Raw genomic sequence first — 13,940 nt, forward strand, 5'->3', positions numbered from 1 at the left:
CACGCGGGAAAGCCAACGCCTGGCGCTGCGTCAGGCGCGCACGATCGCCGCGACGTCCAGCACGTACATCTGCCGTTCGCTTTCATGGACGGAGTCGATGCAGACCTGCATGCCGTCGCGGCTCCAGCGCGGATGCAGGTCGCAGCGGTTCTCCTTCGACAATCCCGGATCGGCGTAGAAGCTGCCCAGCGCGTGGCGCTGGCCCGTCTGCATGTCGTAGATGAACAAGATGCGCTCGTGCGTGGCGGCATCCGGATAGGTGTCGCTCAAGAGCCAGCGTGGGTCCACGGGCGAAAAGCTCATGTGCCCGTTTTCGGTCAGCACGCCTTCGCCCACAACCTGCACGCGGCCGCCAGGCGCGTCTTCATACAGGTGGTAGTGGATGCTGCCGGCATGCGGACCCCACACGATGATGGCATGGTCATCGCGCCAAAGCGGATGCGAAATCTGATATTCGGATTTCTCGTAGTCGAAGGTGCCGACGGCGGTGGGGTCGAAATCGTCCGCCAGTTGTGGCAGGGGATGGTCGGAACACTCCAGCAGCCGCATGTCGCTGCCGTCCGCATTCATGGTGATCAGGCGGTGCAGGAAGCAGGTCTCGTCTTCCACGCGTTCGGTCCAGCGATGCAGGAACAGGATGCGCGACGACGACGGGTTCACTTCGATGTGGCTGACCCAGTGGATGGCGCGGTCCATCGACGCGCGCGGATGGAAGCGGCGCAGGTCGGCGTAGCTGACCAGCAGCCGGTGCGCGCCGGTGGCCAGGTCGAGCGTGTGGATGCCGTCGTCGGCGGGCGCTTGGGCGACGTCGGCGGGCGCATGGTCGCTGTAGCCGATGGTCTGGTGGGTGATGTAGAGCCTGCGGTAGTCCACGCAAAGCGCGTAGCGGCTGTTCGGGGCGGCGACGTAGATCGGCAGCGGCAGATAGCGTGTTTCGCCGGTGGCGACGTCGTGGACCGCCGAGCGCAAGCCCGGATAGAACCCGCTGCCGTCGTCGTTGCGGCAGTTGTAGATCAACTGCGGCGACACGGCGCCATCCAGCCATTGCAGCTGGCAGCCCATCTGCCAGTTCCAGGCGGTGGTGCCGCCCACGGCGTGATAGCGGTCGCCGTCCTGGCGGTCGAAATAGCCCACTTCGGCATGCAGGTCCGGCGTGAGCACCGCATCCATCACCGGCGTGCGGTTGCCCAGCACGTACCGGCCATCGCGATGCCAGGCGGTCTTGTTGTAATAGCCGAAGAAGTGGTGGTGCGGGCGCGCGCCCAGGCGGCGGCACGGGATGGGCGTGGCGGTCATGCGGTTCATGGATGGGATTCGTGGAAAGGGGCGGTGCCCGGGGTGGAAAGGCGCGCGGCGGCGGTCCGCCGCGCCCCGGCGTCAGCCGGCGGTGATGTGTTCGGTTTCGATGACCTTGTTCCAGCGGGACCGTTCGCGCTCCACGAATGCGCGGGCGTCGGCGGGGCTGTTGCCGATGGGCGTCATGCCCAGCTTTTCCAGCCCGGCGCGGAACGCCGGATCGGCATAGACGCGGCGCAGGTCCGCGCTGATCTTTTCGATCAGCGCGTCGGGCACGTCGCGGCTGGCGGCCAGCGTGGTCCAGGACGTGACGGTCAGGCCCGGCAGCCCCGCTTCCGCCGCAGTGGGCACGTCGGGCAATGCAGGCGAACGCGTGGCGCCGGTGATCGCCAGCGCGCGCAGCTTGTTGGCCTGGATGTAGCCGATGGTGGTGGGCACGTTTTCGAACAGCAGTTCGATCTGACCGCCCAGCAGGTCGTTGGTGGCGGCCGAACTGCCGCGATACGGAATATGGACGATGGGCGCCTGCGCGGCCATCTTGTAGAGCTCGCCCACCATGTGCACGGACGAGCCGACGCCGGCCGACCCGAAGTGGATCGTTTCGGGCTTGGCGCGGGCCAGCGCGGTGAGCTCGGCCAGCGTATTGGCCGGCAGACCGGGCGTGGCGACCACGACATGCGGCATCTCGGCCACGATGGTGATCACTTTCAGGTCCTGGGCGGGCCGGTAGTTCAGCGACTTGTACACGCCATAGGTGGCGTGCAGCCCGATGGACCCCAGCAGCAGCGTGTAGCCGTCCGGCCCGGAATCCGCGACGTACTTGCCGCCGATGTGGCCGCCGGCGCCGGGGCGGTTTTCCACGACGACGGATTGGCCGTACAGCTTGCCCAGATGTTCGGCCAGCAGGCGGCCCTGGATGTCCGAGCTGCCCCCGGCGGTGAACGGCACCACGATGCGCAGCGGGCGGTCGGGGTAGTTGGCTTGCGCGTGGGCGGCCAGCGGCAGCGCCGCGCCCGCCAGGGCCAGGCACATGGCGCGCAGCGCGCGGCGCCAGGGACGGATTGGACTCATGGTGTTTCCCCTATCGGATCGGTGTCGTGGCGGACGCGTCTGATGGCGTCCTTGGAAAACCGAGTGTAGGAGTGCCCAGGTATTTGAAAAAATTCTTTTTTAGTCATAGTCTATGCAAGATTGCTATACCTGGATTTTCCATGAGCCGGCCCCTTAATTTCCGCCAGATCGAAGCCTTCCGCGCCGTGATGCTGGCCGGCACCACCACGGGCGCCGCCCAGATGCTGCGCACCACCCAGCCCTCGGTCAGCCGGCTGCTGGCGCAGGCCCAGCAGGCCTGCGGCGTGAAGCTGTTCGATCTGGAGCGGGGGCGCCTGCGTCCCACGCGTGAAGCCAAGGACTTGTTCGATACCGTCAAGCGCCACTTCGCGGGTCTGGAGCGGATCGAAGACCGCGTGGCGGCGATGCGCCGCAGCGGCACGGGCGTGCTGCGGCTGGCGTGCACGCCGGCGTTGGGGCTGGGCATCATGCCCGAGGCGTTGGAGGCGTTCCTGCAGCGCTATCCCGACGTGCGCATCAACATGCAGACCGTCGGCAGCCAGTACCTGCGCGAAGGCCTGTTGCACGGGACCTACGACGTCGTGATCACGACGGCGGAACTGGACGACGCGAATTTGTCGCTGCGCTGCCTGCACCGCAGTTCGGCGGTATGCGTCATGCGGCCCGGCCATGAACTGGCGGCGCAGGCTGCGGTTGATATCGGCGACCTGAATGCGCGCCGGCTGCTGGTGCTGAACGCCGACGACGACGTGCATCAGCAGTTGCGCGGCGCCATGCAGGCGCGCGACGTGCAGCCGCAAGGCGAGATCGAAACCACCTATTCGTCGACGATTTGCGCGCTGGCCGCGGCGGGCAGCGGCGTGGGCGTGGTCAACGCCTATATCGCGCGGGTGTTCGCCAGCCAATTGGCGATCCGGCCGTTCACCCCGCGCTTGCCGGTGCAGGTCAGCATGGCGTGCCCGGCGCAGATCGCCCCGTCGGACGTGACCGAGGCGTTTGTCGAGGTCCTGGAGCAGCGCTTCGCCGCGCTAGACGAGGGCGGCGAAGCGTAGGCACGGGGCGGCCGTGGCGCGGACGGCCGCGGCCATCAGGCGATCAACGCTTGTGGTTCTCGTAAGAGGTATCCAGCACGTCGTCTTCGGGCGTGATGATGCCAGGGTCGCCTGGTTCTTCGATGGCGCGTCCGCGTCGGGGCATGCCGGCGACCATATTGCTCTGGTCGGGCATGGGCATGATGCCGGTGCCTTTGCGGGGATCGGTGGCCTGCGGTTTTTCCTCGCTGGCGGCCGGCTTTTCGGTGACGGTTTCGGGGGCGGGCTTCAACATGTCGGTGACTCCGCTGTAGCGGCGCGTCCCGGGATGGCGGCGCGCCTGGATGCAGGTTTCATCTTAGGCCTTCGGGCGAATGCCGAGGCGGATCGCGTTGTCACGTTTGCAAGGGGCTGTTGCAGGGACGGAACCTTATAATTCGGTTCTCGCGGCGCTTGCGGCCACCACGCATGCGGCTTGCCCCTTTTCCATTTCCTCTTCCTGCCCCTACGCCCAACTTGACCGAATCCGTCGAACGCTCCGTCCATGCCGAACTCGTCGCCGTGCTTGTCGCCGTCACCAACGGCGAACCGCGCGTGCTGACGACGGACGATGCGCGGGCCTTGCCGGCGGGGCCGTTCGAACTGTCCCACCGGTCGCTGCAAGCGGGCCTGCGCGCCTGGGTGGAAACGCAGACGCACCATCCGCTGGGCTATGTCGAGCAGCTCTACACCTTCGCCGATGGCGACCGCTCCGATGAATCCGGCGCGCGGGTCATGTCGGTCAGCTATCTGGGCCTGACCCGCGAGGCCGGCGAGACCGGCGTGGCGCAAGTGGGCTGGCAGGACTGGTACCGCTATTTCCCATGGGAAGACCGCCGCGCGGGCACGCCGGCGCTGGTCGACGAACTGATCGTGCCGCAATTGGCGACATGGTGCGAAGACAGCGCCGATGCCGCCGTGCGCGCGCGCCGCCATCAGCGCGCGGCGATCACCTTCGGGCTGGAAGGCGCCGCCTGGAACGAAGACATGGTGCTGCAACGCTACGAGCTGCTGTTCGAAGCGGGGCTGGTGCCCGAAGCCGCGCGGCGCGGCGCCGGCCGCGCAGTGCTGCCGGGCGAGCCGATGCGGCATGACCATCGCCGCATCCTGGCCACCGGCATCGCCCGGCTGCGGGCCAAGATCAAGTATCGCCCCGTGGTGTTCGAATTGATGCCGGCGCAGTTCACGTTGCTGCAGTTGCAGCTGGCCGTCGAAGCGCTGGCCGGGCGGGGCCTGCACAAGCAGAATTTTCGGCGCCTGATCGAACAGCAGGCGCTGGTGGAAGAAACGGGCGAGATGGCGACAGGCACCGCCGGCCGGCCGGCCAAGCTGTTCCGTTTTCGCCGCGACGTGCTGCTGGAGCGCGCGATCGCCGGCAGCAAATTGCCGTTGTCGCGTGCGCTTTGACGCTTGACAAGGCTTATGCTCGTCTTTAGCATAAATGGTGCGCAATCTCTGCGCGCCTTTTTTTAACTCACAAATACTCAAAATGAGCATTAAAGCCGAAGCGCCTGTGACCGCCTCCCGCCTGGCAGTCCCCCCCTTGCCGGACGTCATGCTGGAGCCGCTGGTGCGCGCGGCCCTGCTGGAAGACCTGGGTCGCGCAGGCGACCTCACCACCGACGCCATCGTGCCGACGGACGCGGTCGCAGAAACCCGCCTGGTCTCGCGCCAGGAAGGCGTGCTGGCCGGACTGGACCTGGCGCGCCTGGCGTTTCGCGCAATGGACCCGGCCATCGAGTTCGCGGTGTCGCAGCGCGATGGCAGCGATTTGCGGCCGGGCACGGAAATCGCCCGGATACGCGGCAACGCCCGCGCCATGCTCACCGCCGAGCGCGTGGCGCTGAACTTCCTGTGCCACCTGAGCGGCGTGGCGACCGCCACCGCTTCGATCGCCCGCGCCATCTCGGCTTACGGCGCCCGCGTCACGTGCACGCGCAAGACCATGCCGGGCCTGCGCGCCGTGCAGAAGTACGCGGTACGCGTGGGCGGGGGCAGCAATCACCGCTACGGCCTGGATGACGCGGTGCTGATCAAGGACAACCACATTGCGTTGGCGGGTGATGTGGCCACGGCCGTGCAGCGCGCGCGCGCCGGCATCGGCCACATGGTCAAGATCGAACTGGAGGTGGACACCCTGGCGCAGCTGGAAGTGGCGCTGTCGCTGGGCGTGGACGTGGTGCTGCTGGACAACATGAGCCTGGAGGACCTGCGCCGCGCGGTCGCCATGGCGCGCGGCCGGGCCATCACGGAAGCGTCGGGCCGCATCACGCCCGAAACGGCCGCCGAGGTGGCGGCCACCGGCGTCGACCAGATCGCCGTCGGCTGGTTGACGCATAGCGCCAAGGTGCTGGATATCGGCCTGGACGCCTGAGTCCTTCCGCCGGCTTGGCCGGCTTCTTACGACACGGCGCGCCGGCAGGCGCCGCCGCGGCGCTTACCGGCCCGCATCATGAAACGTCTCTTTCGATCTTCCCTCCCGCTGCTGGCGCTGTCGCTGGCGGCCTGCGGCAATTCGCCTTCGGGCGAAGCCCCCGGCGACGCCGCCTACCCCACGCACCCCATCACCATCGTCGTGACGTTTCCGCCGGGCGGGGGCACCGACCTGCTGGCGCGCCGCATCGGCGCCAGCCTGCAAGCGCAGCTGGGCCAGCCGGTGGTGGTGGAAAACCGCCCCGGTGCCAGCGGCAACATCGGCGCGCGCATCGTCGCCGAAGCGCCGCCCGACGGCTACACGCTGCTGATGGTGAACAGTTCGTTCGCGATCAACCCCGGGGTCTACCGCAACCTGGGCTTCGCGCCCAAGCGGGACTTCTCGGCGGTGATCAACGTGGCGTTCGTGCCGTCCGTCTTCGTGGTGCCGGCGACGTCGCCGCTGCGGACGCTGGACGACGCCCTGGCCGCGGCGCAGGCGGCCAAGCCGCTGCCGTTCGCCTCGTGCGGCAACGGCACGCCACAGCATCTGGCGGGCGAGATGCTGGCCCGTGCGACCGGGGCGGCGCTGCAGCACGTGCCGTACAAGGGATGCGGGCCGGCCCTGACCGATGTGACGGCCGGGCAGGTGGGCATGGGTATCGTGACGGCGTCCAGCGCCGCGCCGTTGATCGCCGCAGGCAAGCTGCGCGCCTTGGCCGTGACGTCGCCGGCGCGTTCTCCATTGATGCCGACCGTGCCGACGGTGGCCGAGCAGGGCGTCACGGGTTACGCGTTGGACCAGTGGCACGGCTTGCTGACGCCGGCCGCCACGCCGCCGGCGGTGGTCGACAAGCTGAACGCCGCGGTGGCGAAGATCGTGCGCAGTCCCGACGTGCAGGCGTCGCTGCGCGAGCAGGGCTTCACGCCGGCCAGCAGCACGCCGCGCGAATTCCAGAAGATGATCAATGCCGACATTGACCGCTACACGGCGTTGACCGAAGCGATCGGGCTGCGGGCCGACTGAACTCCGGTTACGCGACGGCCGCCTTGGCGTGCTGCTCCAGCTGCTCCTTCAAACCGGGGGCCAGCTTGAGCTGGCGCGCCAGTTCGTCCAGGTACGCGCGTTCCATGTAGCTTTCCTCGTCCACGACAAGCAGGCTGGCCAGGTACATTTCGGCGGCCATTTCCGGCGTCTTGGCGGATTGCGCCACGGCGGCCGGGTCCAGCGGACGCGACAGCTCGGTTTCCAGCCAGCGGCGGTCCTGGGCGTCGGACGACAGCTTGGCCAATTCGGTTTCCAGCAAGGTGCGCTCTTCGGGGCCGATGTGGCCGTCGGACTTGGCCGCGCCGATCATGGCGGTCAGGACGGCGGTGCTGTGCTGCTCGGCCTCGGGGGCGGGCAGGCGGTCCAGCGTCTGCGGCGGCGTGGCCGGCGCGCCGCCCGCCTGGTTGCGCTGCCAATCGCCATAGGCACGGAAGGCCAGCGCGCCCAGCGCAGCCATGCCGCCGTACATGGCGACCTTGCCGCCGATCTTGCGGGCTTTCTTGCTGCCCATCAGCAGCCCCAGGGCGCCCGCGCCCAGCGCGCCGCCGCCCAATCCGGTCAGGAACGAGCCCTTGCCGCCGGCTGAACCGCCGGTAGCACCCTGCACGCGGCTGGTGGCGTCGGAAAGCAGGCCTTGGCCCGATTGCAGCAATTGATCAAGAAGTTGTCTGGCGCTCATGCGGCCCCCTTTTGTCTGTCGTGAATGGCGGATAGGAATATCCGACCGGCCGTACCGCAATAAGTTCAGGTTTCCGTCAGTAAACGGCGAGCGCGGCGGATGCTACAAGATGGCATGGGCGTCCGCGACGGGCGCCGTTTCCCAGGAGATCCGCCCCATGAGTATCCGCGTCCGACAGAATGCGCCCGGCGCATTGCAGTTCACTGCCACGGCCGAAGGCCACGACTTGCCGCTGGCGATGCCGCAGCCGCAGGGCGAGGGCCCTGATCCGCACGACTATTTCGATACCGCGCTGGGCGGCTGCAAGGCGATGACGCTGATGCTCTACGCGCAGCGCAAGGAGCTTCCGCTGGAATCAGTGGGGGTGGAGGTGGTGCGCGACGCCGGCGAGGAACGCAAGGGCATCTACCGGCTGACGGCCAAGCTGACCTTGCACGGCGAACTGTCCGACGCCCAGATCGACGAATTGCTGGCGGTGGCCGAAAAGTGCCCGATCCACAAGCTGATGACGGCGGTGGACGTGCAGGTGTCCACGCTGGTGGTGCGGCCGGCCTGAATGGCCGGCCGGGCGGGGCGCGTTGTCTTGCCCCGTTGTCCCGTCCCGTTGCTGCGCCCTGTTCGGCAGGTCAGTCTTCCATGCCCGGGACGACCGTCGAGAAGCCGGCGTCCACATGCGTGATTTCGCCGGTGACACCGGCGGCCAGGTCCGACAGCATGAACGCGGCCACGTTGCCCACGTCGTCGATGGTGACGTTGCGGCGCAGCGGGGCCTGGGCTTCCACGAACTTCAGGATGGCCGAGAAGTCCTTGATGCCGCTGGCGGCCAGGGTCTTGATGGGGCCGGCCGAAATGCCGTTGGCGCGGATGCCGCGCGGGCCCAGCGCCGTGGCCAGGTAGCGCACGCTGGCTTCCAGCGACGCCTTGGCCAGGCCCATCGTGTTGTAGTTGGGCACGACGCGTTCGGCGCCCAGGTACGTCAGGGTCAGCACCGAGCCGTTGCGGCCTTCCATCAGCGGCAGCGCGGCCTTGGCCATGGCGGCGAAGCTATAGGCCGAGATGTCGTGGGCGATGCGGAAAGCCTCGCGCGACAGACCATCCAGGAAGTTGCCGGCGATCGCTTCGCGGGGGGCGAAGCCGATGGAGTGGACCAGGCCGTCCAGGCCGTCCCAGTGCTGGGCCAGCTCGGTGAAGGCGCCTTCGATCTGGCTGTCTTCGGCCACGTCGCAAGGCAGCACGATCTTGCTGCCGAATTCGGCGGCGAATTCGCTCACGCGGTCTTTGAAACGGTCGCCCACGTAGGTGAACGCCAGTTCGGCGCCTTGCTGGTGACAGGCGCGCGCAATGCCGTAGGCGATGGATCGGTTCGAAAGCACCCCGGTGACGAGAATGCGCTTGCCGGCGAGAAAGCCCATGTTTTTTTCCTTTGATTCGTACCTGCTGAAGACCGCCTATTTTAAGGATTTTGGTGGTGTCGCGGGCGTGTAAAAAAAACGGCGCCCGAAGGGGCGCCGTTTTGTCGGGCCTGGCAGCGGGTCAGCCGCGGGCGTTGGTGCCCGGCACGCGCAGCGGCGTGCCCACCTTCAGGGCGCTGCCCTTCAGGTTGTTCAGCGCGCGCAACGCGTCGACCGAGGTGCCGTATTGCTTGGCCAGCGAGAACAGCGTGTCGCCCTGGCGGACCTTGTGCGTGCGCACGTTCGGGCGGGCGCTGGCCACGCGGGCGGCCGGCGCCGGAGCGGCGCGGCCACGCGGGGCGGCGGCCTTGTTGTCGGACGGGACCGAGTCCAGCGCACCTACCGGCGCGGCCAGCGAGGCCAGTTGCACGCCGCCGGTACCGGGGTCTCCGGGCACCAGCAGGGCCTGGCCTGAGGCCGACTTCTGGCGCGAACCGATGTCGTTGGTGGCGCGCAGCTTGGCTTCAGTCACGCCGAAACGCTTGGCGATGGACGCATAGGATTCGCCGCGGCGCGAGTGGTAGACCTTCCAGGCGCTCAGGTCGCCCTTGTAGTTGGTCAGGTTCGCGTTGAAGATCTCGACGCGGTCGGCCGGCAGCAGCAGGGTCGGACCGTGGTCGCCGCGGATGACCGGGCGGTTGAACGACGGGTTCAGGGCCTTGAATTCGTCCAGCGGCATTTCGGCCAGCTTGGCGGCGATTTCCAGGTCGATGTCGCTGTTCTTCTGGACCGTCACGAAGTAGGGGGTGTTGCCCACCGGGGGCAGCGCCACCGCATAGCGCTGCGGGTCCGCGATGATGTTCTTGATGGCCTGCAACTTGGGCACGTAGTTGCGGGTCTCGTCCGGCATGTTCAGCGACAGGTAGTCGGTGTTCTGCCCGGCCGCTTCATTCTTGGCCATGGCGCGCTGCACCGAGCCTTCGCCCCAGTTGTAGGAGGCCAGCGCCAGATACCAGTCGCCCTGCATCTCGAACAGCTTTTCCAGGTAGTCCAGCGCCGCGTTGGTCGAGGCGATGGGGTCGCGGCGTTCGTCGCGCCACCAGTCCTGCTTCAGGTTGAAGTGCGTGCCGGTTGCCGGCACGAACTGCCACAGGCCCGAGGCCTGCGAGCGCGACAGGGCGGTCGGGTTGTAGGCGCTTTCCACGAACGGCAGCAGCGCCAGTTCGGTCGGCAGGCCGCGGCGGTTGATTTCATCGACGATGAAATACAGGTACTTGCCCGCGCGTTCGGCCATGCGCTGCACCGCCTCGGGGTGGGACGCGTAATAGTCGGTCCACTGCTGCGAGAGGTCGGTGTTCAGGTTGGGGATGGCGAAACCGCGGCGGATGCGGTCCCAGGCGTCTGACGGCGGGTTGGTCAAGTCAACCGTTCGGGACGTGTCCCGCGCGATGTAACGCCCTTGGGAATTGGTGGTGAGGTTCTTGCTGTCGGGGGCTTTGGTTCCTGCGCAACCGGCGAGGACTGCCAGCATGAGTGGCAGAAGGAGTCGGGATAGATTCATCAGGCGGTCACTTGAAATCGTTCTTCCATTCACGCAGGGAGGCGAAGACCTCTACCGGCGTAGGTTGATTGCGTCCGGCCCAGCTGGCTGCGGCACGAACGACGTCGACTTGCTGCGTACGCAAAAACGGGTTCGTCGCGCGTTCCTGACTGATCGTCGATGGAAGCGTGGGAAGACCTTCTGCTCGTAGTTGCTGGGCTCGCTGATACCACTGTTGCAGGGTGCGATTGGCGGGTTCCACAGCCAAGGCCCAGCGCAAGTTCGCTAGAGTGTACTCGTGCGCGCAAAAAACCTGTGTATCCGGCGGTAAAACAGAAAATTTTCCTAAGGAATCATGCATTTGCGAAGGAGTGCCCTCGAAAAGCCTGCCACAGCCCCCCGCAAACAGGGTGTCTCCGCAGAACAGCACGGGTTCCATTCCTGCCGCGCGGCCGGTGTACGCGATGTGCCCGGCGGTGTGGCCCGGCACGTCCAGCACGCGCAGGTCCAGGTCCAGTTCGGGCAGGACGACGCGGTCGCCTTCAGCCAGCGGCACGTCGCAGCGCGGCAGTTGTTCCCGCGCCGGACCGTATACGGTAATGTCCCCGATGCGTAACAATTCCAGAACGCCGCCCACATGGTCGCCGTGATGGTGCGTGAGTAGAATGGCGCGCAGCTTCAAGCCTTCCTGCTCAAGCCATCGCAGCACCGGGCCGGCTTCGCCGGGATCCACCACGGCGGCGTTGTCGCCGTGGACGATGGCCCAGATGTAGTTGTCGGTAAAAGCGGGTAGAGGCAAGACCGCGGCATTGCGTTCGCGGCCGCCTGCGGGGGCGGTCAAGGCTTGCATGAGATTCGAAGGAAAAAATAACGTGGCAGAAGATACTCCGCCGATTGTAGAACTGGCCGAATGGTTCCAGACGCCGCCGGGGCAGTACGCGCTGGCCTGGGAGCGGGCCCAGTTCGACGCGGCTGTCGCGGACGTGTTCGGATATTACGCCTGGCAGGTCGGGCTGGCCGATATGAACCTGCTGCGGGCCAACCGCATGCCCTTCAAGGGCTATGTGGGCACCGAGACCCCGTCGGCGGAAAGCATCGCCGGCTGGCAGTCCCGCGTGGTGCTGGCCGAACCCGAAGCGCTGCCGTTCGAATCCCAAAGCGTCGACCTGCTGATCCTGCCGCACGCCTTCGAATGCACGTCGGATCCGCACAACGTCTTGCGCGAGGTCGAGCGCGTGCTGGTCCCGGAAGGGCGCGTCGTGATTTCAGGCTTCAACCCCTGGAGCATGTGGGGCGCGCGTACGCGCATGCCCGGCATGGAGCCCTGGCTGCCGCAACCGCCGTCGTCCCAGGTGTCGCTGCCGCGTTTGAAAGACTGGTTCAAGCTGCTGTCGCTGGAAGTCGAGACCAGCCAGTTCGGCTGCTACGCGCCCGCCTGCCGCAGCGAGAAGTGGCTGCAGCGCTGGGGCTTCATGGAGTCGGCCGGCGCCCGCTGGTGGAGCGTGGGCGGGGCGGTCTATATGGTGTCGGCCGTCAAGCGCGTGGCCGGCATGCGTATCATCGGGCCGGCTTGGAAAACCAAGCCTAAGCGGGCGCGCGCCGCCTCGGTGGTGGTCAACCGCCAGGCCGACGACGGATTCGACCGTTCCTGAGCGGGCCGGACCCGCATTCACTTTGCACGAACAAGGATTACCAGGCAGCACCATGCAGGACAACAAACCGAACGATCAGAAAGTGGAAATGTGGACCGACGGCGCCTGCAAGGGTAATCCGGGTCCGGGCGGCTGGGGCGTGCTGATGCGCGCGGGCGGCCACGAGAAAACCATGCACGGCGGAGAGCTCCAGACCACCAACAACCGCATGGAACTGCTGGCGGTCATCGAAGGCCTGCGTGCGCTCAAGCGCGCCTGTGTTGTCACCATCCACACGGACTCGCAGTACGTGATGAAAGGCATGACCGAGTGGTTGGTGAACTGGAAGCGCCGCGGCTGGATGACGGCGGACAAGAAGCCCGTCAAGAACGTCGAGCTGTGGCAGGCCCTGGACGAGCAGGTCCAGCGCCACCAGGTGTCCTGGCGCTGGGTCCGCGGGCACGCCGGCGACCCCGGCAACGAACGGGCCGACCAGCTGGCCAATATGGGTGTGGAATCGGCCAAGCGGGGCTGATGACATCGGGATATACCCTGAATTCCGCCTGATGGGGGGATTTAGTTCTTTCATCCGGCTTCTGGATTGTTCCAGTATGTAAATTCGGGTGCTACAGTGCCATCCCCATTCCAGTTCCTGCGGCGTCGGCCATGTGGGGAAAACGGTCCGCGCCGCTCCACCACCGCCACATTCGCGCATGAAAAAAGCTGTACTGCTGGCCGCTGTCGCGGCCGGGTTGGCCGCGGGGGCCGCACTGGGCGTTTTTGTGCCGCGTTGGCTCGCGCCCGGCGCAACGACCGCCCAGACCGTCACCAAGCCGCAAGTGGCGCCGGCCAGTCCCGTGCGCGTCGAAGTGGCGCCCGTCCAGGAGATCCCGTTCGCGCGGGGCCTGTCCGCCGTGGGCAGCCTGCGGTCCGACGAATCCGTCGTGCTGCGGCCCGAAGTGGCCGGGCGGATCCAGTCGATCGAATTCAAGGAAGGCCAGCCGGTCGCGCGCGGCCAGACGTTGATCCGGCTGGACGACTCCGTGCCGCGCGCCGAACTGGCGCAGGCCCGCGCCAACTTGACCTTGGCGCAAAGCCACTACCGCCGCGCCGTGGAATTGCAGGGCAAGGGCTTCGTCAGCCAGCAGGCCCGCGACGAATCCGCCAGCACGCTCAAAGTCCAGGAAGCCGCGGTGGCGCTGGCGCAGGCGCGGCTGGACAAGATGACGATCTCTGCCCCGTTCGGCGGCATCGTGGGGCTGCGCAGCGTGTCCGTGGGCGACTACGTGAACCAGGGGCAGGATCTGGCGCCGCTTGAGGCGATCGACCCCCTGAAAGTGGATTTCCGCGTGCCGGAAATGTATCTGAGCAAGGTCGGCGTGGGCCAGCAGCTGACGCTGCGCCTGGACGCGCTGCCGGGCCAGGAACGCCAGGGTCTGGTCTATGCCGTCAGCCCGCTGGTCGATGCGGGCGGCCGGTCCATCCTGCTGCGCGCCACCGTCGCCAACAAGGACGCGGTGCTGCGCCCGGGCATGTTCGCCCGCGTGCAGTTGCTGTTCAACCAGGACAAGGCGCTGGTCGCGCCGGAAGCCGCGCTGTCTCCCTCGGGCGAAACGCAGTACGTTTACCGCATCAAGGACGGCCGCGCGGAACGCCGTGAAGTCACCATCGGCGAACGCCGCGAAGGCCGCGTCGAGATACTGACGGGCGTGGCGGCCGGCGACAAGCTGGTGGTGGCGGGCATGCAGCGCGTGACGGACGGCGCCACCGTGGACGTCGTCGGCGGCGGCTCGTGACGCCGG

Annotated in this window: 15 protein-coding genes; 8 read left to right on the forward strand and 7 right to left on the reverse strand. The window is 67.2% G+C overall.

Annotated features, from left to right (window positions below; genetic code table 11):
• Positions 1 to 30: 30 nt before the first annotated feature.
• Both A9973_RS16215 and A9973_RS16220 read right to left on the reverse strand, forming a co-directional pair.
• Positions 31 to 1,305: a hypothetical protein gene (locus A9973_RS16215; RefSeq protein ID WP_183014761.1), complete on the reverse strand. Its 1,275-nt coding sequence runs from the start codon at positions 1,303 to 1,305 to the stop codon at positions 31 to 33.
• A gap of 72 nt (positions 1,306 to 1,377) precedes the next feature.
• Entirely contained in the window at positions 1,378 to 2,367 is a 990-nt protein-coding gene (locus tag A9973_RS16220; protein ID WP_183014762.1) for a tripartite tricarboxylate transporter substrate binding protein, read from the reverse strand.
• Between the two features lie 140 nt (positions 2,368 to 2,507).
• On the opposite strand from A9973_RS16220, the gene A9973_RS16225 reads away from it, so the two are divergent.
• Positions 2,508 to 3,419 (forward strand): LysR substrate-binding domain-containing protein, encoded by a 912-nt coding sequence (locus A9973_RS16225; RefSeq protein ID WP_183014763.1) that lies wholly within the window; start codon positions 2,508 to 2,510, stop codon positions 3,417 to 3,419.
• Positions 3,420 to 3,462: 43 nt separating this feature from the next.
• Here A9973_RS16225 and A9973_RS16230 read toward each other — a convergent pair whose 3' ends face one another.
• Positions 3,463 to 3,693, reverse strand: a complete 231-nt coding sequence (locus A9973_RS16230; RefSeq protein ID WP_183014764.1) for a hypothetical protein — start codon at positions 3,691 to 3,693, stop codon at positions 3,463 to 3,465.
• A 173-nt stretch (positions 3,694 to 3,866) separates the two neighbouring features.
• On the opposite strand from A9973_RS16230, the gene A9973_RS16235 reads away from it, so the two are divergent.
• The 3 genes from A9973_RS16235 (at position 3,867) to A9973_RS16245 (ending at position 6,876) form a co-directional block, all read left to right on the forward strand.
• On the forward strand, positions 3,867 to 4,844 hold the full coding sequence (locus tag A9973_RS16235) for a hypothetical protein (RefSeq protein ID WP_183014765.1): 978 nt from the start codon (positions 3,867 to 3,869) through the stop codon (positions 4,842 to 4,844).
• 82 nt (positions 4,845 to 4,926) lie between these two features.
• Positions 4,927 to 5,811 carry a carboxylating nicotinate-nucleotide diphosphorylase gene (nadC, locus tag A9973_RS16240; RefSeq protein ID WP_183014766.1) on the forward strand — a complete coding sequence of 295 codons (885 nt, stop codon included), beginning with the start codon at positions 4,927 to 4,929 and terminating at the stop codon, positions 5,809 to 5,811.
• A 78-nt stretch (positions 5,812 to 5,889) separates the two neighbouring features.
• Positions 5,890 to 6,876, forward strand: a complete 987-nt coding sequence (locus A9973_RS16245; protein ID WP_255469185.1) for a tripartite tricarboxylate transporter substrate binding protein — start codon at positions 5,890 to 5,892, stop codon at positions 6,874 to 6,876.
• Positions 6,877 to 6,883: 7 nt separating this feature from the next.
• Here the strand turns inward: A9973_RS16245 and A9973_RS16250 are convergent, their stop codons facing one another.
• Positions 6,884 to 7,576, reverse strand: coding sequence for a tellurite resistance TerB family protein (locus A9973_RS16250; RefSeq protein WP_183014767.1), 693 nt, complete (start codon positions 7,574 to 7,576; stop codon positions 6,884 to 6,886).
• A 157-nt stretch (positions 7,577 to 7,733) separates the two neighbouring features.
• Between A9973_RS16250 and A9973_RS16255 the strand changes: the two genes are divergently transcribed.
• Entirely contained in the window at positions 7,734 to 8,132 is a 399-nt protein-coding gene (locus A9973_RS16255) for an OsmC family protein (protein ID WP_183014768.1), read from the forward strand.
• 70 nt (positions 8,133 to 8,202) lie between these two features.
• Here the strand turns inward: A9973_RS16255 and fabI are convergent, their stop codons facing one another.
• The 3 genes from fabI to gloB form a co-directional block, all read right to left on the reverse strand.
• Positions 8,203 to 8,988 carry an enoyl-ACP reductase FabI gene (gene fabI / locus A9973_RS16260; protein ID WP_183014769.1) on the reverse strand — a complete coding sequence of 262 codons (786 nt, stop codon included), beginning with the start codon at positions 8,986 to 8,988 and terminating at the stop codon, positions 8,203 to 8,205.
• A gap of 121 nt (positions 8,989 to 9,109) precedes the next feature.
• Positions 9,110 to 10,528, reverse strand: coding sequence for a transglycosylase SLT domain-containing protein (locus A9973_RS16265; protein WP_183014770.1), 1,419 nt, complete (start codon positions 10,526 to 10,528; stop codon positions 9,110 to 9,112).
• Positions 10,529 to 10,535: 7 nt separating this feature from the next.
• Entirely contained in the window at positions 10,536 to 11,357 is an 822-nt protein-coding gene (gene gloB, locus A9973_RS16270; protein WP_183014771.1) for a hydroxyacylglutathione hydrolase, read from the reverse strand.
• Between the two features lie 22 nt (positions 11,358 to 11,379).
• On the opposite strand from gloB, the gene A9973_RS16275 reads away from it, so the two are divergent.
• The 3 genes from A9973_RS16275 (at position 11,380) to A9973_RS16285 (ending at position 13,934) form a co-directional block, all read left to right on the forward strand.
• Positions 11,380 to 12,159 (forward strand): methyltransferase domain-containing protein, encoded by a 780-nt coding sequence (locus A9973_RS16275; RefSeq protein ID WP_183014772.1) that lies wholly within the window; start codon positions 11,380 to 11,382, stop codon positions 12,157 to 12,159.
• Between the two features lie 52 nt (positions 12,160 to 12,211).
• On the forward strand, positions 12,212 to 12,673 hold the full coding sequence (gene rnhA / locus A9973_RS16280) for a ribonuclease HI (RefSeq protein ID WP_183014773.1): 462 nt from the start codon (positions 12,212 to 12,214) through the stop codon (positions 12,671 to 12,673).
• A gap of 178 nt (positions 12,674 to 12,851) precedes the next feature.
• Positions 12,852 to 13,934, forward strand: a complete 1,083-nt coding sequence (locus tag A9973_RS16285) for an efflux RND transporter periplasmic adaptor subunit (RefSeq protein ID WP_183014774.1) — start codon at positions 12,852 to 12,854, stop codon at positions 13,932 to 13,934.
• Positions 13,935 to 13,940 lie beyond the last annotated feature (6 nt).

It is taken from the genome of Achromobacter sp. UMC46 (assembly GCF_014170335.1).
In the GTDB taxonomy this organism is placed as follows: Bacteria; Pseudomonadota; Gammaproteobacteria; order Burkholderiales; family Burkholderiaceae_B; genus Achromobacter.